At 47.7% G+C, this 25,668-nt stretch carries 21 protein-coding genes and 2 pseudogenes; 11 read left to right on the forward strand and 12 right to left on the reverse strand.

Annotation, left to right across the window (positions count from 1 at the left end; all coding sequences use genetic code 11):
• The first annotated feature begins 1 nt into the window (after nt 1).
• The gene (locus tag D9736_RS19015) at nt 2-1,927 is read left to right on the forward strand and encodes a GH25 family lysozyme (RefSeq protein WP_130216104.1); all 1,926 of its coding nucleotides are present in this window, start codon (nt 2-4) and stop codon (nt 1,925-1,927) included.
• A 57-nt stretch (nt 1,928-1,984) separates the two neighbouring features.
• On the opposite strand, the gene ynaI is transcribed toward D9736_RS19015, so the two are convergent.
• Entirely contained in the window at nt 1,985-3,016 is a 1,032-nt protein-coding gene (ynaI, locus tag D9736_RS19020; protein WP_130216106.1) for a low conductance mechanosensitive channel YnaI, read from the reverse strand.
• Nucleotides 3,017-3,259: 243 nt separating this feature from the next.
• Here ynaI and D9736_RS19025 point away from each other — a divergent pair, with 243 nt between their 5' ends.
• Nucleotides 3,260-3,517, forward strand: a complete 258-nt coding sequence (locus D9736_RS19025; protein WP_130216108.1) for a DUF2534 family protein — start codon at nt 3,260-3,262, stop codon at nt 3,515-3,517.
• A gap of 50 nt (nt 3,518-3,567) precedes the next feature.
• On the opposite strand, the gene uspE is transcribed toward D9736_RS19025, so the two are convergent.
• The 4 genes and pseudogenes from uspE to D9736_RS23475 all read right to left on the reverse strand — a co-directional run.
• Nucleotides 3,568-4,518, reverse strand: coding sequence for a universal stress protein UspE (gene uspE / locus D9736_RS19030; protein WP_130208771.1), 951 nt, complete (start codon nt 4,516-4,518; stop codon nt 3,568-3,570).
• 150 nt (nt 4,519-4,668) lie between these two features.
• Nucleotides 4,669-5,421, reverse strand: a complete 753-nt coding sequence (fnr, locus tag D9736_RS19035; RefSeq protein WP_000611911.1) for a fumarate/nitrate reduction transcriptional regulator Fnr — start codon at nt 5,419-5,421, stop codon at nt 4,669-4,671.
• Nucleotides 5,422-5,615: 194 nt separating this feature from the next.
• Nucleotides 5,616-6,131, reverse strand: a complete 516-nt coding sequence (gene ogt / locus D9736_RS19040) for a methylated-DNA--[protein]-cysteine S-methyltransferase (RefSeq protein WP_130258942.1) — start codon at nt 6,129-6,131, stop codon at nt 5,616-5,618.
• Nucleotides 6,132-6,141: 10 nt separating this feature from the next.
• Nucleotides 6,142-6,287 (reverse strand): annotated as a pseudogene (locus D9736_RS23475) (AbgT family transporter); the annotation flags it as partial.
• Nucleotides 6,288-6,937: 650 nt separating this feature from the next.
• Between D9736_RS23475 and smrA the strand changes: the two are divergent.
• On the forward strand, nt 6,938-7,501 hold the full coding sequence (gene smrA / locus D9736_RS19045; protein WP_130208769.1) for a DNA endonuclease SmrA: 564 nt from the start codon (nt 6,938-6,940) through the stop codon (nt 7,499-7,501).
• A gap of 30 nt (nt 7,502-7,531) precedes the next feature.
• Here smrA and D9736_RS19050 read toward each other — a convergent pair whose 3' ends face one another.
• Nucleotides 7,532-8,764, reverse strand: a complete 1,233-nt coding sequence (locus D9736_RS19050; RefSeq protein WP_130216110.1) for a sensor domain-containing diguanylate cyclase — start codon at nt 8,762-8,764, stop codon at nt 7,532-7,534.
• A gap of 256 nt (nt 8,765-9,020) precedes the next feature.
• Here D9736_RS19050 and zntB point away from each other — a divergent pair, with 256 nt between their 5' ends.
• From zntB to dbpA, 3 genes are all read left to right on the forward strand, one after another.
• Nucleotides 9,021-10,004, forward strand: coding sequence for a zinc transporter ZntB (zntB, locus tag D9736_RS19055; protein ID WP_130208765.1), 984 nt, complete (start codon nt 9,021-9,023; stop codon nt 10,002-10,004).
• Nucleotides 10,005-10,278: 274 nt separating this feature from the next.
• Nucleotides 10,279-10,452 (forward strand): protein YnaL, encoded by a 174-nt coding sequence (gene ynaL / locus D9736_RS23785; protein WP_276319618.1) that lies wholly within the window; start codon nt 10,279-10,281, stop codon nt 10,450-10,452.
• 29 nt (nt 10,453-10,481) lie between these two features.
• Nucleotides 10,482-11,855, forward strand: a complete 1,374-nt coding sequence (dbpA, locus tag D9736_RS19060) for an ATP-dependent RNA helicase DbpA (protein WP_130216112.1) — start codon at nt 10,482-10,484, stop codon at nt 11,853-11,855.
• A 126-nt stretch (nt 11,856-11,981) separates the two neighbouring features.
• Here the strand turns inward: dbpA and ttcA are convergent, their stop codons facing one another.
• From ttcA to nifJ, 4 genes are all read right to left on the reverse strand, one after another.
• The gene (ttcA, locus tag D9736_RS19065) at nt 11,982-12,917 is read right to left on the reverse strand and encodes a tRNA 2-thiocytidine(32) synthetase TtcA (RefSeq protein ID WP_130216114.1); all 936 of its coding nucleotides are present in this window, start codon (nt 12,915-12,917) and stop codon (nt 11,982-11,984) included.
• 175 nt (nt 12,918-13,092) lie between these two features.
• Nucleotides 13,093-13,527, reverse strand: coding sequence for a universal stress protein UspF (uspF, locus tag D9736_RS19070; RefSeq protein WP_130216116.1), 435 nt, complete (start codon nt 13,525-13,527; stop codon nt 13,093-13,095).
• A gap of 139 nt (nt 13,528-13,666) precedes the next feature.
• Nucleotides 13,667-14,785, reverse strand: coding sequence for a porin OmpC (ompC, locus tag D9736_RS19075; protein ID WP_130258943.1), 1,119 nt, complete (start codon nt 14,783-14,785; stop codon nt 13,667-13,669).
• A 365-nt stretch (nt 14,786-15,150) separates the two neighbouring features.
• Nucleotides 15,151-18,675, reverse strand: coding sequence for a pyruvate:ferredoxin (flavodoxin) oxidoreductase (nifJ, locus tag D9736_RS19080; protein WP_130258944.1), 3,525 nt, complete (start codon nt 18,673-18,675; stop codon nt 15,151-15,153).
• Nucleotides 18,676-18,946: 271 nt separating this feature from the next.
• Here nifJ and D9736_RS19085 point away from each other — a divergent pair, with 271 nt between their 5' ends.
• Entirely contained in the window at nt 18,947-19,213 is a 267-nt protein-coding gene (locus tag D9736_RS19085) for a DUF333 domain-containing protein (protein ID WP_064527363.1), read from the forward strand.
• Here the strand turns inward: D9736_RS19085 and hslJ are convergent.
• A complete protein-coding gene (gene hslJ / locus D9736_RS19090) occupies nt 19,210-19,632 on the reverse strand; it encodes a heat shock protein HslJ (RefSeq protein ID WP_130208751.1) in 423 nt (140 codons plus the stop codon). The genes D9736_RS19085 and hslJ overlap by 4 nt on opposite strands.
• Nucleotides 19,633-19,789: 157 nt before the next feature.
• The gene (gene ldhA / locus D9736_RS19095; protein ID WP_064527367.1) at nt 19,790-20,779 is read right to left on the reverse strand and encodes a D-lactate dehydrogenase; all 990 of its coding nucleotides are present in this window, start codon (nt 20,777-20,779) and stop codon (nt 19,790-19,792) included.
• A 207-nt stretch (nt 20,780-20,986) separates the two neighbouring features.
• Between ldhA and D9736_RS19100 the strand changes: the two genes are divergently transcribed.
• The 4 genes and pseudogenes from D9736_RS19100 to D9736_RS19115 all read left to right on the forward strand — a co-directional run.
• Entirely contained in the window at nt 20,987-23,626 is a 2,640-nt protein-coding gene (locus tag D9736_RS19100) for a YdbH family protein (protein WP_130258945.1), read from the forward strand.
• Entirely contained in the window at nt 23,623-23,808 is a 186-nt protein-coding gene (locus D9736_RS19105) for a YnbE family lipoprotein (RefSeq protein WP_130216127.1), read from the forward strand. Before D9736_RS19100 ends, D9736_RS19105 begins: the two co-directional genes overlap by 4 nt.
• Nucleotides 23,809-23,815: 7 nt before the next feature.
• Nucleotides 23,816-24,139: a YdbL family protein gene (locus tag D9736_RS19110; protein WP_130222921.1), complete on the forward strand. Its 324-nt coding sequence runs from the start codon at nt 23,816-23,818 to the stop codon at nt 24,137-24,139.
• A gap of 486 nt (nt 24,140-24,625) precedes the next feature.
• Nucleotides 24,626-25,668 (forward strand): annotated as a pseudogene (locus D9736_RS19115) (autotransporter domain-containing protein); the annotation flags it as partial.

Here is a 25,668-nt window from a genome sequence, read left to right on the forward strand (position 1 = left end):
CATGAACAGGCGATGGCCAAATTTATGTAAAACGCTCCTGGGGCTGTTAATTGCAGGAATATCACTGGGAATGACTGATGTCCGCGCAGATGACATTTGCAAAAATGGCGCAATGGTCCCTGATGAATATTGTCATTTTTTTGTCCACTATGGGCCAGAAAACCCAGGGAAACTGGATATCCGGATCAGTGATGCGTTAAAAATACCCGATCAGGATGCAGCGAAAACTCGCTCCATCGGGTTGATTATTGCAATTTCAAAATATCCACTATTACACGCAGATATTCCGGCAGCCGCGGTGGATGGCCAAAGAATGGCTGATTTTCTGATCAACGGACAGAAGTTTGATGAGGTTATTCTACTAAGAGATCAGGAAGCTTCATTAGATAATATTAATTATTTTTTAAAGGAATATTTACCTGCCAGAGGGATGATGTTTGATAAGAAAGCTCGCTTGTTAATTGCTTATTCAGGCCATGGTCGTTTTGGCACTCAAAATGGTAATTCTGATAAAGCACCTGCATTTGTATTGAGCAACGCTACGGATATTGATGGTTCAAAAGGCATGTATGAAATGCCAGCTCTGAACACACAACTTAATATTCTGGCAAAGCGTTATTTCCATGTTCTGACTTTAGTCAATGCTTGCTTTGGTTCTGGCTTGTATGGCATGACTATCGGCGCGGGTAATTCTAACTCGTACAGTAATCCTGGTGCCTATGCAATAGCTGCCGGTGATGATAAAACAGAGGTTTACTCACTGGAGGCAAAGCGCGGTAGTGTCTTTTTCGATACGATTATCAAAGGAGTAACGAATGGCGTTGCCGACGAACGTTTTGGTAAGTCATATATGGTAAAGGTAGATGGAAAAAAGGAATACTACGCAGGAATAACCAGAACGTTGAGTTTATTTATCTATGTTAATGATCAATATTCAGATATTAATGAAAAACTGGATGAACAAGGTAAGGGATTACATTTAAGCGATGCCTGGATAGGTGCAACAGAAATGCCCGCGGGTCCTGGGGGATTCTTCTTCATCAATGAACCTGCGGCAAATCGTCTGGATAATAAGACTCAGCTGGCTGCGGGTAAAGCAGGGGAGTTTACGAATATTGATGTGGCCTCATTCTCGATTGATAAGTCAGCCCCTGTCCCCGCAGATAATCAGGAAAAAGATAATAAATCGATTGAGATTCCTTATGGCCCCGTAAGTGCAATTCCCAACCGTCCTGACATTCGTATTTTTAAAACGCCGGAAATTTACCCGATTCACGGGCATGATATTTCTTCTAACGATGGTGAAATAGACTGGAAATTATTCCAGGAAAAATCGTCTGCGCGTTTTGTTTATGCGAGAGTGGTTGGCTGGAGAGGCCCCGATTCATCATTTAAGTCTCACTGGAAACAATTAGCTGATTCCAAATTTGACCGTGGAGGTTATTTCAAATTTGATTTTTGTCGCACACCTGAGGCGCAATTGGAAACAGCAAAAAGTCTCCTGCCCGCAGAGCCGAAAATGTTACCGCCCGGTATTTTATTGGTAAATCCTGAAGGTGAAGATACAACTCAACTAAACTGCTTTAAAAAATCGGGAATGGCTAATGCACGGAATGATATTTTACGTTTTGCCGATTTAATCTACCAAAATTATCATAAAACACCCATATTTTATGGAAATCATAATAATCTGTCACATTTTATGGATAGCCGATTCGAGCAGTATATGGTGTGGATGGGGTATTGGGGACAAGCTGGTGTGAAGCTTGAAGGACGCAATCCCTGGACGCTTTGGCAATATTCAGGGAATGAAACGGTGCCGGGGATCGGTCACAGCACGGAGTCTGAAGTTTTCTTTGGTACTGAGGAACAATATGTTCAATTTAAAGCTGGCGAGAATAATGTCGCGTTGGCTGCTGTTAATTGAATAATAAATAAAACTGGATGGCGAATAAGCATATCGCCATCCAGTTTCTGCGGGTTGTTACTTCACCTGTTCTGGTAGTGTGTTATTCTCCATATACAACGTCTGGCTGGGGAAGGCAAAATCCGCGCCATGCGACTGTACAATATCGATAATTTTCAAATATACGTCCTGCTGGGCGGCAAGCCATTCGGCCCAAACCGTGGTTTTAGTAAAACAATAAACCATAATATTTAGCGACGAATCGGCAAACTGGTTGAAATAAACCAATAGGGTTTGCTGCTGGTCGATGGCGGGATGATTTTTAAGCATTTCGCGTACCGCTTCGACAATAGCGCCCACTTTAGCCGCATCTTCATAACGTAAACCAATGGTCGTAGTAATACGACGGTTGGTCATTCGACCGGGGTTTTCAACGCTGATAGATGAAAACAGTGAGTTCGGCACGTACAGCGGACGATGATCAAATGTGGTGATTTTAGTCATTCGCCAGCCAATTTCTGCCACCGTTCCTTCGATATTTCTGTCAGGAGAACGGATCCAGTCGCCAATACTAAAGGGGCGATCAAAATAGAGCATAATGCCGGAAAAGAAGTTGCTCAGAATGTCTTTACCGGCCATACCCACTGCAAGGCCACCAATACCACCAAAAGTCAGCAAGCCTGAAAGGCTCATGCCGAAATGTTCGCCATAGAGCAGAACAATGACGACGATGATGCTGATTTTGATGATCCGCGACATAATCCGTGCACTGGTAATATCGCGGCCTTTTTTAATCTGCTTCCGTTCAAACTGATTGATTAGAAGGAATAACTTAACCGTCAGGATAAGGGCTATCAGTGACGTACAGATAAAATCAACGGCGTCCGGTGTGATAAATTTGAGTTTGTAGTTTTCGATGACATAATTAATGATGCTACCGACAGCACTGATAATTATGGTGTAGATTAAAAATTGCACTGCGTGGAATAAGAATCCTTTTCTTTTATGATTTCCACGGCGAAACCAAAAGCTCATAAGAATCAATGCTGCGCAGCTACCGAAAATAATGACCAGATTAAGCGCATTATTTGTAAACAGTTCAGCGATCATTGTTTTATCAGGCTCCTCCAGATTGTTGACGTCATGCCGGAAACCCCTGGCGGGGTTATTTTATCGCGATAATTCATGCATATCATCAATAGACAGGGAAGGAAGTAGCAACATTAGCTAATTTATCAACGAGTTGATGATATGTTACGCGACAATCTATTGCTTTCAGGGCAGACAACACAAAAATGTCATGGTATTGTTACACACAAGTAACAAAAGGTTTATCTGCAAAAGGATTATATTATGGTCATGGCGAAACTGAAGTCAGCGAAGGGGAGAAAGTTTCTCATAGGTTTGTTGGCGGTTTTCATTATTGCGGCGTCGGTAGTGACTCGCGCGACTATCGGTGGTGTTATTGAACAATACAATATCCCGCTGTCCGAATGGACGACATCAATGTATGTGATTCAGTCATCGATGATTTTTGTCTATAGTCTGGTCTTTACCGTGTTACTGGCAATCCCGCTGGGTATTTATTTCCTCGGCGGAGATGAGAAGTAAGTAAAAGAAAAGGCCCGTAACTTCGGGCCTTGAAAGCAAGTGACGAACAATTAATCGTCGTCTTCGTCATCCAGTTCGACAGGTGTCTGGTATTGGTCGGGTTTAATCACCAGCAGGTCGCAGCGAAGATGATCAATCACTTGTTCCGCCGTATTGCCAAGGAATGCCGCAGAAATACCAGTGCGTCCTACGGTTCCCAGAACCACAATCCCTGCCTGTAAATGCTCCGCTAAATCGGGAATCACTTCTTCCGGTAGACCTTTTTCGACATGCGTCATTTTCTCGTCAATGCTGAATTTCTGCCGCAGGGCTTTCATCGCCAGTAAATGTTGCCCGCGAATAGCATCGTTATAAACGCTTGGATCAAATTCCGGCAGTTCAATCGCAATATTGATGGGGGTTACTGGATAAGCACCAACCAGATGTACCTCGGTGTGGTTGACCTGATCCGCCAGTTCGATCGTCTCTTTCACCAGTTTTTCATTGAGCGCATTATGATACGGCTCTTCGCTGGCGAGATTCACCGCCACCAGTGCCTTACCCCCTTCCGGCCACGGTTGGTCTTTCACCATCCACACCGGGCTCGGGCATTTGCGTAACAGGTGCCAGTCTGTTGGAGTAAAAATCACCGCTTCCAGGCGGTCATGTTGGTGCGCCATTTTTAGCACCAGATCGTGCCCACCGCTAAGTACTTCCTGAATGATGGCTTCGAAAGGACGGTTATGCCAGACCACTTTAATTTCAATGGGAACGCCAGCGTTAAGATAATATTTCGCCTGCTCGTGGATCCACGCAGTACGCTGACTAATGACGCCCTGACGCATGGCGGTCCGCTCGTCCGGGGAGAGTAGGGTAGTCATCTCGTATGAGAAGTCATAAATAGGCAAAAAGGCTTTAATTTTGCCACCAATCCGTTGATGCAAATAAACAGCTCGCCGTAATGCGGGTTGATCGTCCTGATTAGGATCGATAACAACAAGCATGTTCTGATACATAGCCATACAGAGTCTCCTTACAACAACTGTCAATGCAGTTTGTATTAAAAGAGTAACCTGGATCTGGTGAATGAAACAGTGATGAACCTTCTGCCAGATCAATAAATGAGAAAAATTTAATGATATGACAGAAGGATAGTGACTTATGCGGAAAAATCAGGCGACGTTGCGTGTATGACCGGCTAGTTGGGCCAGCGCATCGTTATTTTCGATGGTGATATATTTACCTTTAACTGCCAGCATGCCGCTTTTCTGGAAGCGCCCCAGCAGACGACTGATGGTTTCTACCGTCAGGCCAAGATAGTTACCGATATCGCCACGAGTCATCGTCAGGCGGAATTCACGAGGGGAGAAGCCGCGTTGGGCAAAACGACGGGACAGATTATAGATAAATGCAGCCAGACGTTCTTCGGCATTTTTCTTCGACAACAGCAGGATCATGTCCTGATCGCCTTTAATTTCGCCGCTCATCAAACGCATCATCTGTTGGCGCAGATTAGGCATTTTACCGGACAGATCGTCCAGCGTTTCGAACGGAATTTCACACACCATCGAGGTTTCCAGCGCCTGGGCGAAGCTTGGATGATGACCGCTGCCTATGGCATCGAAACCCACCAGATCGCCTGCTAAATGAAAGCCAGTGATTTGCTCGTCGCCTTGCTCTGTAATGGTATAACTTTTAATCGTACCGGAGCGGATGGCATAAAGCGATTTAAGTTCATCACCAGCCTTAAACAGCGTCTGGCCTTTCTGAATAGGCTTCTTTCGCTCAATGATATTATCGAGCTGATCAAGCTCATGTTCGTTGAGTGTGAACGGGATGCAAAGCTGACTGATGCTGCAATCCTGGCAATGGATAGCACAACCGCCAGACTGAATGCGCCGTATAATTCGCTTTTCCGGGATCATAGGTCTGCTCAAGCCGTAATTGATATTTGTCAATTTTAACATCTTTTTAGGGAGCAAGTAAGTCTAAGCAAACCTTAACAGCGGAGAATTCCGATAATAGATGTAAATTTATGTCTATCTAATTGAAAAACCTTAGATTGTTAAGGGTAACTTTACGTAAAAGTGTGAACACGCAGGCACAAATTGCTTAATGTTTACAGTAAAAGATAACCTTCATGGCGCAATAGCCACTCTTTTCGCTGCACTCCGCCTGCATATCCTGTCATCGTGCCGTTTCGGCCAATGACCCGGTGACAAGGCACCACAATACTGATTGGGTTTGCACCGTTGGCTGCGCCGACGGCACGCGCGGCCCCTGGGCGGCCTAGTTGTTCTGCCAGTTGACCGTAATGCATTACCTGTCCACACGGGATAGTGCGTAGCGTTTTCCATACTTCCCGTTGAAATGGCGTACCGCCGGTGGCAGTGGGTAGGGAATCAATAATGCTTAGATTACCGGCAAAATAATCACGAAGTTTATCGCTTAACCCGCCGGGATTGGTGGCGGAAATACGCTCATAACCTTCTTTGTGATAATGGATGTCCAGCAATTGCACCATGCGATCGCTATACTCTTCCCACTCAACCGCCCGCAGACGAAATTGTTCATCGCAAATAACCCACAGAGGACCCAGTGGCGTGGCAATTTTTTCTTCAAGTAATCTCAGCATCCGTTCTCTCTTAAGATAAATGTGGGTAAACCCCCGGACTAATCAGAAGACCGACAAGATACCACGCAAGCAACATTAGCAGCCATACCACAAGAAGATAAGAGGGTACGGTACGACTAATGAATAGTAGGTACCTGGATTAGTTTCCGGTTTGAACGATAGCGCTGAAGTGGATTTCCGGGCTAAATGCGTCTGCCGCTTCGTTACTTCTCCCGACACCAGCGAGAATGTGGTTTTCTGCAATGCAGACAAATGAATAAAAAAATAGAGTCTGTCGACATCCGCCAGACTCTACAGTACACACAGCAGTGCATCCGCGTCTTGAATCCGGCCTGCTTCCTGTCAGCCGGTGACAGTGTTATAACGGTTTTGCCCATCAGTTGCCAATTTTCTTCAGTGACAGATTTCACGAAAATATAAGTTAAAACGTTCATCTCGTGATTGAATAATCATGCATCGTTAATCGACTGGTGAATTTAGCGGGTAATTAACCTGTGCGGCGTTTAAACATATTGCAGAATGATTTGCTTAAGTATATTTCAGGCGACGTGCAACAAATTACCGTCATCATATATTGGTTGCTTGATGGACAAATCGCCTTAATTAGGGCCTGTGCAGGCTCACTCCCGGCCTAAACTGTTCGATACTGCAACCAGGCTGGTATAAAATGCCTCGCCTGCGGAGACACTAGCCTGTATGGAGCAAGATGTTGTTTCAACTTGCGAAGTGAACGATGCAGCAAGCATCAGATATATGAACAATTAACCCGTCTGGATCACGACGTGCGAAGGTACATAGGAGGTTACATGAACCTTGACGACAAATCGCTGTTTCTTGACGCCATGGAAGATGTCCAACCACTGAAACGCGCTACTGATGTCCACTGGCATCCTGTGCGTAACCAACGCGCGCCACAGCGTATAGACACGCTGCAACTTGATAATTTCCTCACCACAGGATTTCTCGACATCATCCCGCTAAATCAGCCCCTGGAATTTCGTCGGGAAGGTTTGCAACATGGGGTGATCGATAAGCTACGCAGCGGCAAATATCCGCAACAGGCTAGCCTGAATTTACTTCGCCAGTCGGTGGAAGAGTGCCGCAAAATGGTGTTTAGTTTTATTCATCAGGCGCGGGCGGATGGTTTGCGTAATGTACTTATTATTCACGGCAAAGGCAGAGAAGATAAGTCTCACGCCAACATTGTCCGTAGTTATGTCGCACGTTGGCTGACAGAGTTTGATGATGTACAGGCTTATTGCACCGCGCTACCGCATCATGGCGGCAGCGGGGCGTGTTACGTTGCACTGCGTAAAACAGCGCAGGCGAAACAAGAAAACTGGGAGCGTCACGCTAAACGCAGTCGATAATTCATTGACGCTTCCGCGCTATTGAAAATATCAAGCCGCCAGCACGCGGTTGCGTCCGTCATTTTTCGCCCGATACAACGCATCATCTACGCGTTTAAACAGTTCATCGATGCCTTCATTGCCTTCGTGATGTGCCACGCCAATGCTGACCGTAAAACGCGGTAAGCCAGAAATACTCACTTTTGCCACGCTCAATCGGATAGTTTCAGCGAGAGAAATTGCAGTATCCAGCGGAGTTCTGGGTAATAACAAGACGAACTCTTCACCTCCCCATCGAAACACCATATCGCCTTTGCGAGCGCAGCTTTCGAGCGTACGTGCCAGAGTGCATAAAACTTCATCACCTTTCTGGTGACCGTACAGGTCATTAATATGCTTAAAACGATCGGTGTCGATAAGCAGCAAACTGTAATCCTGAGCGATTGCGAGATGCTGCATCTGGCCTTGCTCGGTGATGTGATAAAATTGTCGGCGGTTAAGTAACCCCGTCAATGCGTCATGGTGAGCCGCGTGTTCCAGTTGTTGTTCCAGCCTTTTTTGCTCGGTAATGTCATGCACGATGCATAACATTAACTTGTCGCCATAAATCTCAATTGGCCCGGCATAAGTTTGCACATGGCGAGTGGAACCATCTGCCAGCTTATGGACAAAGTTAAGAGGTTTATGTCCGCCGGGTAAACGTGAAATTTCATGCATGACAGGCATCACACGACGCCCAAGAATATTAATTTCCCAGGTGTGTTTCTGACAGATTGTTTCATGGTTATAGCCATAGAAATTGAGTGCGGCCACATTGGCGTCGACAATTTGGCCATCACGCGAGGGATCTATCAACAGCATTGGCGCGGAATTAGTCAGAAAAAAACGCGCATAAAACCCTTGTTTTTTACGCTGATAATTTGCAGATCGGCTGGCTTTTAAGCCCAGACTTGCGGGTGTCTCCATCCCTTCAAATATGATCACTTCCCCAGTATCACTAATCTCTTTGAGGGTTAACCGACAGCTTAGTGCTGTTTCTTCACCATTACGCTTGACCGTGAGAATTTCTACAATATCGAGTTGGTTATGCAGGTCTACGAGATATTTTGGTAGTTCGTTTTGGGAGGAGACGGAATAGAGGCCGGTTCGTAGCTGACTAAAAGTGAGTTCTTGCATCAACAGTTGCGCAGCGCTATTGGCATAAATTAACCGTTCCTCGAAGGGGGAAACGATCCAGACAGGACTGGTTAATAAGTCCAGGGTATTGAAGTTGTGCGTAGTCATTGAAATCCCGTTATTTTTATCAATTTTCTATTGTTATCTGATCGCAAAAATGCCACCACAAATGATCAGATAATTCTGATAATGATAGACGCTATTTAACACTTTACCCCTTTTCTAATCATGAAAAGTATTTTGCTTTCTGTATTTAGTTTTGACAGGATTTTATTAATCATTTCAGGGTAATGGGGTGAGGAGATGTTGCGTAAGATAACCAGAAGACTAGACTACAAAATAAAGCATTGATAATGGAGGCACTGTGGAAACGATTAAGGGAGCGGACATAAATGTACCGGATGCAGTATTTGCCTGGATGTTGGATGGTAAAGGCGGCGTTAAACCGCTGGAAAATACAGATGAGATAGATGAAGAGCATCCCTGCTGGCTCCACCTTAATTATGTGCACCATGACAGCGCGCAGTGGCTGGCAACGACGCCATTGCTCCCAAATAACGTGCGTGACGCGTTGGCAGGGGAAAGCACGCGGCCCAGAGTCAGCCGTCTTGGTGAAGGGACGTTGATTACGTTGCGCTGCATTAATGGCAGTACTGATGAACGTCCCGACCAGCTGGTTGCCATGCGTGTTTATATGGACGGTCGGTTCATTGTCTCGACCCGACAACGTAAAGTACTGGCGTTAGACGATGTAGTTAGCGATCTGGAAGAGGGGACCGGCCCGACTGATTGCGGAGGCTGGCTGGTGGATGTGTGTGATGCATTAACCGATCACTCCAATGAGTTTATAGAGCAACTGCACGATAAAATTATCGACCTGGAAGATAATTTACTTGATCAACAAATTCCGCCGCGCGGTTTCCTGGCACTACTACGAAAACAACTCATTGTTATGCGTCGCTATATGGCGCCGCAGCGAGATGTTTATGCTCGCCTTGCCAGTGAGCGCCTGCCCTGGATGAATGACGATCAACGGCGCCGAATGCAGGATATTGCTGACCGTCTTGGGCGCGGTCTGGATGAGATTGACGCGTGCATTGCGAGAACTGGCGTGATGGCGGACGAAATCGCCCAAGTGATGCAGGAAAATTTAGCCCGCCGTACTTACACAATGTCATTGATGGCAATGGTCTTTTTACCCAGTACATTTTTAACCGGGTTATTTGGCGTTAACCTCGGCGGTATTCCCGGTGGAGGATGGCAATTTGGTTTTTCGCTTTTTTGTATTCTGTTAGTTGTTCTTATTGGTGGTGTTGCTTTATGGTTGCATCGTAGTAAATGGTTGTAACAAAAGCAATTTCACCGGGTTTCTGTATACAAAAACGCCGTAAAATTTGAGCGAGGTCAATAAACTCTCTACCCATTCAGGGCAATATCTTTCACGCAGGTGAATGCAACGTCAAGCGATGGGCGTTGCGCTCCATATTGTCTTACTTCCTTTTTTGAATTACTGCATAGCACAATTGATTCGTACGACGCCGACTTAGATAAGTCGGCTTTTTTTTGTCTGTTATCTGTCAACGTCTACCCTTTAAGAGTCTACCCAATGACCAAAGGGAAATATGATGACACTCATTTATTTGCAAATTCCTGTCCCTGAACCGATTCCTGGCGATCCCGTCCCAGTCCCCGATCCAATCCCTCGTCCACAACCTATGCCCGACCCGCCGCCCGATGAAGAACCGATTAAATTGTCGCAACGTGAGCGTAGATCTGCGAGGATACGCGCCTGCTAACTTTGCGCTGATGACCACGAGAATAGATTGTGACCGCTTTTTCTACCCTGAACGTTTTGCCTCCCGCCCAGCTCACTAACCTTAATGAGTTGGGTTACTTAACCATGACACCGGTGCAGGCCGCCGCACTTCCGGCGATCCTTGCCGGAAGAGATGTTCGCGTGCAGGCGAAAACCGGCAGCGGAAAAACCGCGGCATTTGGCCTCGGGTTGTTACAGCAAATTGATGCGTCGCTGTTTCAGACTCAGGCTTTAGTGCTGTGTCCGACTCGTGAACTGGCGGATCAAGTCGCAGGGGAGTTGCGTCGGCTGGCGCGTTTTCTACCAAATACCAAGATCTTGACCTTATGCGGCGGTCAGCCGTTTGGCATTCAGCGCGATTCACTGCAACACGCGCCGCATATCATCGTGGCAACGCCGGGGCGTTTGCTGGATCACCTGCAAAAAGGCACTGTTTCGTTAGATGCGTTGAATACGTTGGTCATGGATGAAGCCGACCGTATGCTGGATATGGGGTTTAGCGACGCAATTGATGAAGTCATCGGTTTTGCGCCAGCTTCTCGCCAGACGCTTCTCTTCTCTGCCACCTGGCCGGAAGCGATCGCCGCGATTAGCGGTCGTGTACAACGAGATCCCCTGGCGATTGAAATAGACACAACAGATGCTCTGCCGCCTGTTGAACAACAATTTTATGAGACATCCAGCAAGGGTAAAATTCCGTTGTTGCAACGGTTATTAAGTTTGCATCAGCCAGCGTCTTGTGTGGTGTTTTGTAACACCAAAAAAGATTGCCAGGCTGTGTGTGACGCACTGAATGAAGTAGGGCAAAGTGCATTGTCATTACATGGCGATCTGGAACAGCGCGATCGCGACCAGACGTTGGTTCGTTTTGCCAACGGTAGCGCTCGTGTGCTGGTAGCGACCGATGTCGCTGCGCGTGGTCTGGATATTAAATCGCTTGAGCTGGTGGTGAACTTTGAGCTGGCGTGGGATCCTGAAGTTCATGTGCATCGTATCGGGCGTACGGCGCGTGCCGGGAATAGCGGTCTGGCAATCAGTTTCTGTGCGCCAGAAGAAGCACAGCGCGCCAATATCATTGCCGACATGTTGCAGATGAAACTTAACTGGCAAACGTTACCAGCCAGCAGGGACATTGTGTCGCTGGAGGCAGAAATGGCAACGTTGTGTATCGATGGCGGGAAAAAAGCCAAAATGCGTCCGGGTGATGTATTAGGCGCGCTGACAGGAGATATCGGGCTTGATGGTGCGGATATTGGCAAAATCACCGTGCACCCAGCGCATGTCTATGTCGCAGTGCGACAGGCTGTTGCTCATAAGACATGGAAGCAGTTACAGGGCGGTAAGATTAAAGGAAAAACTTGCCGGGTACGGTTATTAAAATAACGAAATGTTGAATTGCCTGATGCAAGGATAAACATCTTCTTCGGCATTGCCGGATGCGACGCTGGCCGCGTCTTATCCGGCCTACATGAGTAGCCCGATAAGCTTGCGTATCGGGCGCTATTCTGATTATTTCACTTCAACCACATTCAGGCGCAGTTCATCCAGCTGATTTTCGTCTTCTTCAGGCTGCCAGCCCGCCGGTTGTAGTGGGAGCTCTTCGCGATCAAACGCCAGATCACCGCCGTTAACCACTTCTGAACCGTGGGTAATGCCTTTGAAATCGAAAAGACTGGTATCGCACAGATGAGACGGCACCACATTCTGCATCGCGCTGAACATGGTCTCGATACGTCCCGGATAACGCTTATCCCAGTCGCGGAGCATATCGGCAATCACCTGACGTTGCAGGTTAGGCTGTGAACCGCACAGGTTACATGGAATAATCGGGAACGCTTTCGCATCGGCAAAACGCTGAATATCTTTTTCGCGGCAGTAGGCCAGCGGACGAATCACGATATGTTTGCCATCATCGCTCATCAGTTTCGGTGGCATCCCCTTCATCTTGCCACCGTAGAACATATTTAAGAACAGCGTTTGCAGGATATCGTCGCGGTGGTGACCCAGTGCGATTTTCGTGGCTCCCAGTTCTGTTGCGGTGCGATAAAGGATACCGCGACGCAGACGAGAGCAGAGCGAGCAGGTGGTTTTTCCTTCAGGGATTTTCTCTTTTACGATCCCGTAAGTATTCTCTTCAACAATCTTATACTCAACGCCCAGCTTATCGAGATACTCCGGCAGGACGTGTTCCGGGAAACCTGGCTGTTTCTGGTCGAGGTTAACGGCAACCAGCGAGAAATTGATTGGCGCGCTTTGCTGCAAATTACGCAGGATCTCCAGCATGGTATAGCTGTCTTTGCCCCCGGAGAGGCAAACCATAATGCGGTCGCCATCTTCAATCATATTGAAGTCAGCAATGGCTTCGCCCACGTTACGACGCAGACGTTTTTGCAATTTGTTCAGGTTGTATTGTTCTTTCTTACTAATTTCTTGATTTTGCGACATTTAATAGCGACTCAATTCGTTATATGGCATCAGAAAAGTATGCGTCATGCCGGAACGCCCAGCATAAGAAATCTGATATAAAAACTGTGGCGTGTATGGTACGGATTAGAGGGGAAAATGTCAGCACATTTGCGAAATGAATCAAAAAGCCCGCAGCGGTCTGCGGGCGTTAGTGTTAGCGCACGACCAGCACTGAGCACTCTGCGTGACGTACTACGGCAGCGGCGTTAGAGCCGAGCAGGTAGGTGGTGATATCCGGTCGATGAGAAGCAATGATTATCATGTGAGCAGGGATTTTTTTCGCCATTTCCAGAATACGGTCTTTTGGCGAACCTTCTTCAACATGGACATGCACTCTGTCAGTCGGCAGTTTGAATTTTTTAATGACTTCTTCCAGTTGCGATTTGGCTTCCGCTTTCAGGTCATCCATTGCCGGTAACTCTGCGGAATACGCTAATCCCAGAGAGGCATAGTAGGGTAGCGAAGGTATTACCGTCAGGAAATGAACCTCTGCATCATCAATCTTTGCCTCTGCCTCAACGTGGCTAATCACACGTTGAGTTAATTCTGAATCTGAAATATCGATAGGGACAAGAATCGTTCTGTTCATAAAACCTCCTGTTTTAGTATCCGCATAAAGTGTAACGCCAGATGACTCATTTTGTGTAATGACGGAGTTCACATTTTTAATTTAGATCAAGGGAGGAGAAATATGAAGAAAATGCCCGCCAAACGGCGGGCAGGCAAGATTAAAACTGGTATACCAGACCTAAAGCAACGATATCATCGGTAGAGATACCGTTCGCAGCGTAGAAGCTGTCATCCTCATCTAGTAGGTTGATTTTATAATCAACATAGGTGGACATGTTTTTGTTGAAATAATATGTTGCGCCAACGTCGGCGTATTTAACCAGATCTTTATCGCCATCAGTACCGACCAAATCGTTGCCTTTAGACATCAGGAAGGAGACAGCCGGACGCAGGCCAAAATCAAACTGATACTGGGCAGTAACTTCAAAGTTCTGGGTTTTGTTGGCAATCGTATTTGCTGAATTGCCGTAAGGCGTCATGTTACGGGTTTCAGAGTACATGGTTGCAAGGTAGATATTGTTAGCATCGTATTTTGCCCCTGCCGTCCATGCGTCAGCCTTATCCCCTTTTGCAGTAGAGAATTCAGCCTGTTGGTTGGTACGATCAGAACTGGTATACGCAGCACCAATGCTCACCCCCATACCTAAGTCGTAGGTAGAGGAGATACCGAAACCGTCGCCATTGGCATTCTTAATATTACGACTGCCACCGTTTGCAGTACCTTCTTGCTCATGACTAACCTGGTTTTCGTTCGCTCCCTGATACTGCACAGCAAAGTCCAGGCCATCAACCAGACCGAAGAAATCGGTGTTACGGTAAGTTGCGACGCCGTTTGCACGACCGGTCATATAGTTATCGGCTTTGGTATAAGAGTCGCCACCGAATTCAGGCAGCATATCTGTCCAGCCTTCGATGTCGTACATCACACCATAATTACGACCATAGTCAAATGAACCGAAGTCACCAAATTTCAGACCGGCAAATGCCAGACGAGTCCAGGAGTCGCCTTTATCATTTTCAGAGCCATTAGCCTGAACGTTATATTCCCATTGACCATAACCAACCAGTTGATCGGTAATTTGAGTTTCGCCTTTAAAACCAAAACGTACATAAGTTTGATCGCCATCACTATTCGCATTATCAGAAAAATAATGCAGGCCATCGACTTTGCCATACAGGTCTAATTTATTGCCGTCTTTATTATAAATTTCTGCTGCATGTGCAGCACCTGCGGCGAGCAGGGCAGGGATTAAGAGCGCCAGTACTTTGCTTTTCATTGAATAAATCCTTTAGTTATTTTATTTGCCTTAATTTCCCCTGTTTGGGGAATGAAAACATCCTAAAGGAGAAGTTCAGTTAGCAGATAAATATCATTTGTTACGCCTTAAGTAAAACCTTAATCAAATAATTCTATAGAAATAGTAATAAGTTTGATGAATGTATTGCTGGGGAATCATGCAAAATAAAAATTATACATTTAATAAAGCATGGGTTATTCTGCGCGGGTTATATGCCTTTATTGTCACAGATTTTATTTTCGGTTGGGTCATTGCATTACTAATGTTTTTCCAACGAATAAAAAGACAAGCCCGAACTTTCGTTCGGGCTTTTTTTTGAATTGGATAATAGTTATCCAGAAAGGTTACTCGGTGCTATTTTTTTCCGCCTTTCCGGCCATTTGTGCCAGGAAGTCATAACGTTTTTGCAAATCAGCGGCGGCATCTTTCCATAACTGTTCTGCCACTTCCGGCTGTTGCGTGTTCAGACGGCGGAAACGCTGCTCATGAAGAAGCGTTTCTTCCAGAGCTTCTGAAGGCGGGCGGGAATCCAGCGCCAGCGGCAGTTTACCTTCATCTGCTCGACGCGGATCAAAGCGATACAGTGGCCAGAAGCCCGTTGCGGTGAGTTGACGCATCTGGTCGTGACTTAATGCCAGGTCATAACCGTGCTCTTCACATGGGCTGTAAGCAATAATCAGCGATGGCCCCGGATACGCTTCCGCTTCCTGTATCGCTTTCACCGTCTGGTTGAGTTGTGCGCCCAGAGAAATCTGCGCGACATAAACATGACCGTACATCATCATGCTAACACCAAGATCTTTGCGCGCTTTGCGTTTGCCATGTTCACCAAACTTAGTTACCGCGCCAAGCGGGGTAGCTTTCGACGCCTGACCACCGGTATTGGAATAGCATTGCGTATCCAGCACCAGGATGTTGACGTTTTCCGTCAGACTCAACACATGATCCAGACCGCCAAAGCCGATGTCGTAAGCCCAGCCGTCACCACCAATCAGCCAGATTGATTTCTCCACCAGCGCATCTGCGTCACGCAGCAGTTCATGCGCTTCAGCCACATCTTTGAGTTGCTGGCGCAGAGCCGCGACTTGTTCGCGACGAACGTCAGGTGTGGCGTCTGATTTCAACGCAGTCAGTAACTCAGCAGGGATTTTATCAGCAAATTGATCCAGCAGACGCAGCACGCGGACACGGTGTTGATCGACCGTCAGGCGGAAACCAAGGCCGAATTCGGCATTATCTTCAAATAGCGAGTTCGCCCATGCCGGTCCACGACCGTTGGCATCAGTGGTATATGGCGTGGAGGGCAGGTTGCCGCCATAAATTGAAGAACAACCAGTAGCGTTGGCAATCAACATCCGATCGCCATAGAGCTGAGTGAGCAATTTGATATACGGCGTCTCACCACAACCGGAGCAAGCGCCAGAATATTCAAACAGCGGAGTGATCAACTGCGAAGTACGAATATCAATACGTTCCAGTTTGCTGCGGTCGATTTCTGGTAAATTCAGGAAGAAGTCGTAATTGATTTTCTCTTCTTCCACATGTTCCAGACGCGACATCATATTGATGGCTTTGATCTCTGGATTTTGTCGGTCTTTCGCCGGGCAAACTTCTACGCACAGGTTACAACCGGTGCAATCTTCCGGTGCGACCTGCAACACATATTTCTGCCCGCGCATATCACGAGATTTCACATCCAGTGAATGCAGGCTGGTCGGAGCGTTTTCCATCGCTTCGGGCGGTACGACTTTCGCGCGAATGGCGGAATGTGGGCAAGCGGCGACGCAGTGGTTACATTGAGTACAGAGTTCCTCTTTCCAGATAGGGATCTCTTCGGCAATGTTGCGTTTTTCCCAGCGAGTAGTTCCCATCGGCCAGGTGCCGTCTGGTGGTAGCGCTGAAACGGGGAGGGCGTCGCCAAGTCCGGCGAGCATCGCAGCGGTAACCGTTTTGACAAAATCAGGTGCGGCATCAGATACCACTGGTGGACGGTTGGCACTTTGCGGATTTATCGGTTGCAGTGGTACTTCTTCAACGGACTCGCGCGCCAGCGCCAGAGCTTGCCAGTTGCGTTCAACCAGATCTTGGCCTTTGCTGCTGTAACTTTTTGCAATCGCGCCCTGAAGTTCGGCCAGGGCGCTGTCGCCAGGCAGAATTTGCGTCAGGTGGAAGAAAGCCATCTGCATGACGGTGTTAATGCGTGCTGCCAGCCCACATTCGCGGGCAATTTTCGCCGCGTTAATCACATAGAAGCGCGCTTTTTTCTGATTCAACACAGCCTGGACTTCCTGCGGCAGTCGCGACCACACTTCATCTGCGCTGTACGGCGTGTTGAGCAGGAAAATGCCGCCAGGTTTTAAACGCTCAGCCATTTGATATTTGTCGATAAACTGCAACTGGTGGCAGCCAACAAAATCAGCCTGGGGGATGAGATAAGCGGAACGAATCGGCTGCTCGCTCACGCGAAGGTGAGAAACCGTCAGGCCGCCCGCCTTTTTGGAGTCGTAAACAAAATAGCCCTGTGCGTACCACGGCGTGGAATTACCGATAATTTTGATATTGTTTTTAGTTGCGGAAACGCTGCCGTCGCTACCCAGCCCGTAAAAGAGTGCTTCCAGTTTTGCGGAGTTCGGCAGAGTATTTTCCGGCAATGGCAGCGACAAATTGGTCACATCGTCATAAATACCAACCGTAAAGCGCGCTTTCGGTTTAGCTGCGTTGAGTTCGGCGAATACCGCCAGTACACAGTCTGGGCCAAATTCTTTGGATGAAAGACCATAGCGCCCGCCAATGACGCGTGGCAGTGTTTCGCGCTCGCCATTATTAAAGGCTTCAGCCAGCGCCGTCATTACATCCAGATACAGGGGTTCTGCCTGCGCACCAGGCTCTTTGGTGCGATCCAGCACCGCCACAGTACGTACAGAGTTCGGCAATGCTTGCAGTAAGTGTCTGGCGGAGAAAGGGCGGTAAAGTCGCACTTTTAGTACGCCCACTTTTTCGCCATGGATCAGCAATTCGTCCACGACTTCTTCACAGGTGCCGATGGCCGACCCCATCAGGATAATTACCCGTTCCGCTTGCGGATGACCATAATATTCAAACGGCTGATACTGGCGACCTGTAGCGGCAGCGAAATCAGCCATTGCCTGTTCAACATGGTCATAGACCGCGTTGTACCACGGGTTAGTGGCCTCACGTGACTGGAAGTAAGTGTCCGGATTAGCCGACGTACCGCGGATTACCGGATGTTCCGGGTTAAGTGCGCGAATGCGATGAGCATCAATTTCTGCCTGGGGCATTAGCTCAAGAATAGTGTCGTCGGCCAGTGGGACAATTTTGTTGATTTCGTGGGAAGTTCTGAAACCATCAAAGAAATGAATAAATGGTACGCGGCTTTTCAGCGTTGCGATGTGCGAAATGAGAGCAAAATCTTGGGCTTCCTGCACGTTTGCTGCACACAGCATGGCGCAGCCAGTCTGACGTACCGCCATCACATCTGAATGATCGCCAAAAATAGAGAGCGCATGCGTGGCCACAGTACGCGCTGCCACATGCAGCACAAACGGCGTCAGCTCACCTGCCAGTTTATACAGCGTCGGGATCATCAGCAGTAAACCCTGCGACGATGTAAATGATGTCGAAAGAGCGCCTGTTTGCAAAGCACCATGCACAGTTGCGATAGCGCCAGCTTCTGACTGCATTTCAACCACACGAGGTGTATCTCCCCATACGTTCTTCAGGCCGTTTCCGGCCCAGGCATCAGCCTGTTCAGCCATCGTGGAACTCGGGGTAATAGGGTAAATGGCGATAACTTCACTGGTGCGAAATGCCACCGAAGCTACCGCGCCATTTCCGTCAATTGTGATCATACGACACCCTTACATTGCGCAAATGAGGGGCGCACGAAAAAGCTGCGCGCCCAGTAGTAATCTTTTAATTTTAGCAAATGGCTTTCTGCTGCATTTTCGCTTTTGTGTTCTCTATATCAGCGTAATGAATGTTTTGATCAAATCCCGGGCAAAAAAATAGCCACAAAATAGTAAAAAAACGTTGCAATTCACATACAGTTCTCGACGTAGCCGCCTGAGCTGCCTATTATTACGGCGGTTTCGTTGGACTTAAAGATTTGAGGAAGTAAAGATGCGAGTAATGTTGTGCGTAGGGGCTGCCGTTTTATTGTTGTCGGCGTGTAGTAGTGAACCTGTTCAGCAGGCGACCGCGGCGCATGTGGCCCCAGGTTTAAAAGCGTCAATGTCGAGTAGTGGAGAGGCAAATTGTGCAATGATTGGCGGTTCGCTTTCCGTTGCCCGTCAACTGGATGGTACAGCGATCGGGATGTGTGCATTGCCCAACGGCAAACGCTGTAGCGAACAGTCGCTTGCCGCCGGAAGTTGTGGCAGTTATTAATTCATTAAATCCGCCAGCTTATACGTTAATGTCTGTTTTGCGGTCGCCAGCGTTAACTGATTCGCGGTCAGATCCACTTGCGCACCTTCTTTCAGCATTTCGCGGATGGTGTTATCGAGTTCGTTAAGCTGTGGATTGGCACACATCATACGAGTCATTGCCAGTCCTTTAACTTTTAGTTCTCCGTCCGAAAGTTTACCTTCGCCGCTAAAGCGGTTGCACATGTTGCCAGAAATCATCATCTTTTCACCAAAGCTGATTTCTGGCGGGTTTTTCTCGCTGGCAACAGGTTGACCATTTACACTTTCCAGTACGAAACGGTGATGCTGTAACTGTTCTGGCGTTACAGCAATTTTGTCATTACTTACACATCCCGCCATCAGCAGGCTTAGCGCGACTAGCGCGGCAACTTTCTTCATTTTAGTTCTCTACTTAAGGTATAAATTTGGTGCTGTTTGCCGAATGCAACGCTGATTGCGTCTTATCCGTCCTTAAAACATATTTTAAGAATAGAAGATCAAATATCTTTGAGGATTATCTGAATAAGCTCCCCTGTATGACAGGGGAGCGGTAAGATTAAACCAGTTCGTTCGGGCAGGGTTCGCCTTTTTCCAGATTGCTCAAATTTTGCAGCGTTGTCTGGGAAATACTGGTCAGGGCTTCTGCCGTCAGGAACGCCTGGTGTCCGGTGAACAGTACGTTATGGCAGGCTGAGAGACGACGGAAAACATCATCCTGAATCACATCGTTGGATTTATCTTCAAAGAACAGATCGCGTTCATTCTCATACACGTCCATTCCCAGCGAGCCAATTTTCTGGTTTTTCAGTGCTTCAATCGCGGCTTGTGAATCAATCAGCGCACCACGGCTGGTGTTGATGATCATTACGCCATTTTTCATCTGATCGAACGCCGCCTCATTCAGCAGGTGGTAGTTCTCCGGCGTCAGCGGGCAGTGCAGGGAGATAACGTCTGATTCAGAGAACAAGGTCGGCAGATCGACATATTCCACGCCGAGTTCCAGCGCTGCTGCACTTGGATACGGATCGAATGCCAACAGACGCATACCAAAACCTTTCAGTATACGCAGCATTGCCACACCGATTTTACCGGTGCCAATCACCCCCGCCGTTTTACCGTACATAGTAAAACCAGTCAGCCCCTCCAGAGAGAAGTTGGCGTCACGGGTACGCTGATACGCGCGGTGAATACGACGGTTCAGCGTCATCATCATACCAATAGCATGTTCAGCGACGGCTTCCGGATCGTAAGCCGGGACACGCACCACTTTAAACCCCAGTTCTTTTGCCGCATCGAGGTCGACGTTATTGAAACCGGCACAGCGCAGGGCGATATACTTAACACCGTGCTTTTTCAGCTCTTCCAGCACCGGACGGCTGCCGTCGTCGTTTACGAAAATACATACTGCTTCGCAACCATTGGCGGTTTTTGCCGTTTTTTCCGTCAGCAGAAAGTCAAAAAATTCCAGCTCAAAGCCAAAGGACTCGTTCACCTGTTGCAGGTACTTTTTGTCGTACTGTTTTGTGCTATATACGGCGAGTTTCATAAGACTTTCTCCAGTGATGTTGAATCACATTTAAGCTACTAAAAATATTTTACAAAATTTAAAATTTAATTGAAAGTTATGGCGATATTGAAAATTCCAGGAACATCTATGCTTAGTGTAGGCGCAACCTTCAACTGAACGGTTAAACATGCCACAATACCTGTATTGACTGCTTAATTTTTCGCTAAATCAGGATATTAACTACCCATGTTGGGTAAATATAAAGCCGTTCTCGCGCTGCTATTACTGATTATTCTTGTGCCGTTGACGCTGCTGATGACGCTCGGGCTGTGGGTTCCCACGCTGGCGGGTATCTGGCTACCGCTCGGTACACGCATTGCATTGGATGAAAGCCCACGCATTACGCGTAAAGGTTTAATTATTCCCGATCTCCGTTATTTGGTGGCGGATTGCCAGTTGGCACATATCACCGATGCCAGCCTTTCGCATCCCAGTCGCTGGTTATTGAACGTCGGTACAGTAGAACTTGACTCCACTTGCCTGGCGAAATTGCCACAGGAAGAACCCTCGCCAGCCGCGCCGAAAACTCTTGCGCAGTGGCAATCCATGCTGCCTAACACCTGGATCAATATTGATAAACTGATTTTTTCACCCTGGCAGGAATGGCAGGGAAAACTCTCTCTATCGTTGACCTCCGATATCCAGCAACTGCGTTATCAGGGCGAAAAAGTTAAATTTCAAGGCCAACTTAAAGGGCAGCAACTCACGGTCAGTGAACTGGATGTTGCCGCCTTTGCAAATCAGCCGCCAGTAAAACTGGTGGGAGAATTTACCATGCCGCTTGTGCCGGATGGGCTTCCGGTAAGTGGTCATGCTACAGCAACGTTGAATCTGCCGCAGGAACCGTCACTGGTGGATGCCGAGCTGGAGTGGCAGGAAAATAGTGGGCAATTGATTGTAATGGCTCGAGATAACGGCGATCCGTTGCTCGATTTGCCGTGGGAAATTACCCGTCAACAGTTGACCGTTAGCGATGGTCGCTGGAGCTGGCCGTATGAAGGTTTTCCCCTGAGTGGGCGGCTGGGTATCAAAGTAGACAACTGGCAGGCAGGGCTTGAGAACGCGTTGGTTAGTGGTCGACTGAGTGTGCTGACCCAGGGGCAAGCGGGTAAGGGTAACGCTGTGCTTAATTTCGGCCCAGGAAAATTAAGCATGGATAACAGTCAGATGCCGCTGCAACTGACCGGTGAAGCGAAGCAGGCAGATCTCATTTTATATGCTCGCTTACCTGCTCACTTAAGCGGAAGTCTGGCTGACCCAACGCTGGCCTTTGAACCGGGCGCATTATTACGCTCTAAAGGGAGAGTCATCGATTCGCTGGACATTGACGAAATCCGCTGGCCGTTAGCAGGTGTTAAAGTGACGCAACGTGGTGTGGACGGTCGCTTGCAGGCCATTTTGCAGGCTCATGAAAATGAATTGGGCGACTTTGTGCTTCATATGGATGGGCTGGCGAATGATTTTCTCCCTGACGCAGGCCGCTGGCAGTGGCGTTACTGGGGCAAGGGCAGTTTTACCCCAATGCACGCCACCTGGGATGTTGCAGGAAAAGGTGAGTGGCAGGACAGCACGATTACGCTGACCGATCTCTCAACCGGGTTCGATCAGTTGCAATATGGCACGATGACAGTGGAAACACCGCGCTTAATTCTTGATAAACCCGTTGTCTGGGTGCGCGACGCCCAGAATCCGTCTTTTAGTGGCGCGCTTTCGCTGGATGCAGGACAAACACTTTTCACGGGCGGCAGTGTGTTACCGCCATCAACGTTAAAATTTAGTGTCGATGGGCGCGATCCGACGTATTTCCTCTTCAAAGGGGATTTACATGCTGGTGAGATTGGTCCGGTACGGGTGAATGGTCGCTGGGACGGTATTCGCCTGCGCGGCAACGCCTGGTGGCCTAAACAATCACTGACCGTATTCCAGCCGCTGGTGCCACCAGACTGGAAGATGAACTTACGCGATGGCGAGTTGTATGCCCAGGTGGCATTTTCTGCTGCGCCTGAGCAGGGCTTCCGTGCGGGTGGGCATGGCGTGTTGAAAGGTGGCAGCGCGTGGATGCCAGACAACCAGGTCAACGGTGTCGACTTTGTTTTGCCATTTCGTTTTGCCGACGGTGCGTGGCACCTGGGAACGCGGCGGCCTGTGTCATTACGTATTGCTGAGGTGGTTAACCTGGTGACGGCAAAAAATATCACTGCCGATCTTCAGGGCCGTTATCCGTGGACCGAAGACGAACCCTTGTTACTGACCGATGTGAGTGTTGATGTTTTGGGCGGTAACGTGCTGATGAAACAATTACGTATGCCGCAACACGATCCGGCGCTGTTGCGACTGAATAATCTCTCTTCAAGTGAACTGGTTAGCGCCGTCAATCCAAAGCAATTCGCGATGTCAGGGGCATTTAGTGGTGCATTGCCGCTATGGCTTAATAATGAAAAATGGATTGTGAAAGATGGCTGGCTGGCGAACGCAGGTCCCATGACTTTGCGCCTGGATAAAGACACCGCCGATGCAGTAGCAAAAGACAATATGACCGCTGGAACTGCCATCAACTGGTTGCGCTATATGGAAATTAGCCGTTCATCGACAAAAATTAATTTAGATAATCTCGGCGTGTTAACCATGCAGGCGACGATCAGTGGTAATAGTCGCGTCGATGGTAAAACCGGTACGGTAAATCTCAATTACAGCCATGAAGAGAATATTTTCACGCTGTGGCGCAGTTTACGCTTTGGCGATAATCTCCAGGCTTGGCTGGAACAGAATGCCCGACTCCCGGAAACTGGCTGCCCATCAGGAAAAGAGTGTGAGGAAAAACAATGAAAATAGTGATAGCCGCGTTCGTGTCCTCTTTTATGTTGGTTGGCTGTACGCCGCGCATTGAAGTGGCTGCACCGAAAGAGCCAATCACCATTAATATGAACGTTAAAATTGAGCATGAGATCATCATCAAGGCGGACAAAGATGTTGAAGATTTGCTCAAAACCCGTAGCGATCTTTTTTGAGGTAATGATGAAAAGAACATTACTCATAGCGTTATGGATTATTGGTCTGGTGAGCAGTAGTGCGATGGCATTAACCCTGAATGAAGCCAGAAGTCAGGGGCGGGTAGGTGAAAGGCATAATGGCTACCTTGCGGCTATAAGCACTGATCCGGAAACACGCGAGCTGGTCGCAAATATCAACCAGGCACGGAAAGAGAGTTATCAGAAGCTCGCTGAAAGCCATAATATCCCATTGGAGGAAGTGGCGAATCTGGCAGGGACGAAGCTGGTGGAAAAGGCAAAACCCGGTGAATACGTGCAGGGCATAAATGGTATGTGGGTACGGAAATAACATGCAACGGTAGTTCAAACACCATTTGGTAGTAGTCGGTGAAAAATAGGGTATTAGTTCACAAGATCATAGTGCACTGTGTCGCTGCAAAGGAGAACATCGATTACACCGACATTCCTGAGAAAAAGATGAATGTCTTAAAAGAGATGCGCTCGCAACTATAGTGAATTGCTTCTTATCAAATAAATAATTTAAATAAATATTAAATATTAATAATATTCTCCGCATGAATTTGATCTCGAGATTATTATTGCCATTGCGATGATTTTTAATCATACATAAATATTATTTTTATGTTGTCAATATATTCATGATATCTATATTTATGTGATGTCGATGAAATAGGTTGAATAATCTTCCGCTGACAATATAGAATGCCTCTCATATATTTTTTGAATATTTTATGGTCAGATATTTGTAAGGGTTGTTGATTTCAATAATCTTTATGGATTCTGGCATTCTTTATATTTGTCAGAAGGATTTATTATGCAAAGGAAAACCCTATTATCAGCCTGTATCGCATTAGCTCTGAGTGGTCAGGGTTGGGCGGCTGATATTACAGAGACAGAAACGGCTACAGGCGAAAAGAAAAATACAAATGTGACTTGTCCGGCAGACCCTGACAAGCTGACTCCGGAAGCGTTAAAACAAATCCCTCCCGAATGTTCTCCACAAGTACAACAAAACCTTATGCCGTGGGTTGCCTCAGGTGCCTTTGCGTTAATCACCGCGCTGGCGGTCGTCGAACTAAACGACGATGGTAATCATCATCATCGCAACAATGCCCCTGTACCGCCAACACCACCCGATGATGATTCCAACGAGACTCCCGTTCCGCCAACGCCTGGCGGAGATGAGATAATCCCGGACGATGGTCAAGATGCTCCCCCACAGCCTCCTAAACCCATTTCGTTTAATAATGACGTTATCTTCGATAAAACAGCAAAAACGTTAACGATTCGCGATACCGTTTTTACTTACAGCGAGAATGCTGACGGAACTATTTCTCTGGAAGATAGCAATGGGCGTAAGGCAACGATTAATCTTTGGCAGATTGATGAAGCAAATAATACCGTAGCCCTTGAAGGGGTGAGCCCAGATGGCGCAATAACGTGGCAATATAATCACAATGGTGAACTCATTATTACGGGTGATAATGCTACGATACATAACACCGGTAAAACTACCGTTGACGGAAAAGACGTCACCGATACAGAAATCAACGGCAATAACGGAATCGTTATCCAGGGCGGCGATCTGGACGTCAGCGGCGGGGCACACGGGATTGATATCACCGGCGACAGCGCAACGGTGGACAACAACGGCACCATGACCGTGACCGATCCGGAATCCATCGGTATTCAGATTGACGGCGACAAGGCTGTCGTTAATAACGAAGGCGACAGCACCATCAGCAACGGCGGCACCGGCTCGCAGATTAACGGTGACGACGCCACCGCCAACAACAACGGTAAAACCACCGTTGATGGCAAGGATTCCACCGGTACGGAAATCAACGGCAATAACGG

This window comes from Escherichia sp. E10V10, assembly GCF_004211985.1.
Lineage (GTDB): Bacteria > Pseudomonadota > Gammaproteobacteria > Enterobacterales > Enterobacteriaceae > Escherichia.

Excerpts from the sequence above, each read along its gene's own strand:
- ldhA (WP_064527367.1), bottom strand. The coding sequence starts at position 20,779 with ATGAAACTCGCCGTATATAGCACAAAACAGTACGACAAAAAGTACCTG.
- ynaL (WP_276319618.1), top strand. The coding sequence starts at position 10,279 with ATGATGACACTCATTTATTTGCAAATTCCTGTCCCTGAACCGATTCCT.
- ompC (WP_130258943.1), bottom strand. The coding sequence starts at position 14,785 with ATGAAAAGCAAAGTACTGGCGCTCTTAATCCCTGCCCTGCTCGCCGCA.
- hslJ (WP_130208751.1), bottom strand. The coding sequence starts at position 19,632 with ATGAAGAAAGTTGCCGCGCTAGTCGCGCTAAGCCTGCTGATGGCGGGA.
- uspF (WP_130216116.1), bottom strand. The coding sequence starts at position 13,527 with ATGAACAGAACGATTCTTGTCCCTATCGATATTTCAGATTCAGAATTA.
- ynaI (WP_130216106.1), bottom strand. The coding sequence starts at position 3,016 with ATGATCGCTGAACTGTTTACAAATAATGCGCTTAATCTGGTCATTATT.
- smrA (WP_130208769.1), top strand. The coding sequence starts at position 6,938 with ATGAACCTTGACGACAAATCGCTGTTTCTTGACGCCATGGAAGATGTC.
- D9736_RS19050 (WP_130216110.1), bottom strand. The coding sequence starts at position 8,764 with ATGACTACGCACAACTTCAATACCCTGGACTTATTAACCAGTCCTGTC.
- D9736_RS19085 (WP_064527363.1), top strand. The coding sequence starts at position 18,947 with ATGCGAGTAATGTTGTGCGTAGGGGCTGCCGTTTTATTGTTGTCGGCG.
- fnr (WP_000611911.1), bottom strand. The coding sequence starts at position 5,421 with ATGATCCCGGAAAAGCGAATTATACGGCGCATTCAGTCTGGCGGTTGT.
- nifJ (WP_130258944.1), bottom strand. The coding sequence starts at position 18,675 with ATGATCACAATTGACGGAAATGGCGCGGTAGCTTCGGTGGCATTTCGC.
- ogt (WP_130258942.1), bottom strand. The coding sequence starts at position 6,131 with ATGCTGAGATTACTTGAAGAAAAAATTGCCACGCCACTGGGTCCTCTG.
- D9736_RS19100 (WP_130258945.1), top strand. The coding sequence starts at position 20,987 with ATGTTGGGTAAATATAAAGCCGTTCTCGCGCTGCTATTACTGATTATT.
- ttcA (WP_130216114.1), bottom strand. The coding sequence starts at position 12,917 with ATGTCGCAAAATCAAGAAATTAGTAAGAAAGAACAATACAACCTGAAC.
- D9736_RS19110 (WP_130222921.1), top strand. The coding sequence starts at position 23,816 with ATGAAAAGAACATTACTCATAGCGTTATGGATTATTGGTCTGGTGAGC.
- D9736_RS19105 (WP_130216127.1), top strand. The coding sequence starts at position 23,623 with ATGAAAATAGTGATAGCCGCGTTCGTGTCCTCTTTTATGTTGGTTGGC.
- D9736_RS19025 (WP_130216108.1), top strand. The coding sequence starts at position 3,260 with ATGGTCATGGCGAAACTGAAGTCAGCGAAGGGGAGAAAGTTTCTCATA.
- uspE (WP_130208771.1), bottom strand. The coding sequence starts at position 4,518 with ATGGCTATGTATCAGAACATGCTTGTTGTTATCGATCCTAATCAGGAC.
- D9736_RS19015 (WP_130216104.1), top strand. The coding sequence starts at position 2 with ATGAACAGGCGATGGCCAAATTTATGTAAAACGCTCCTGGGGCTGTTA.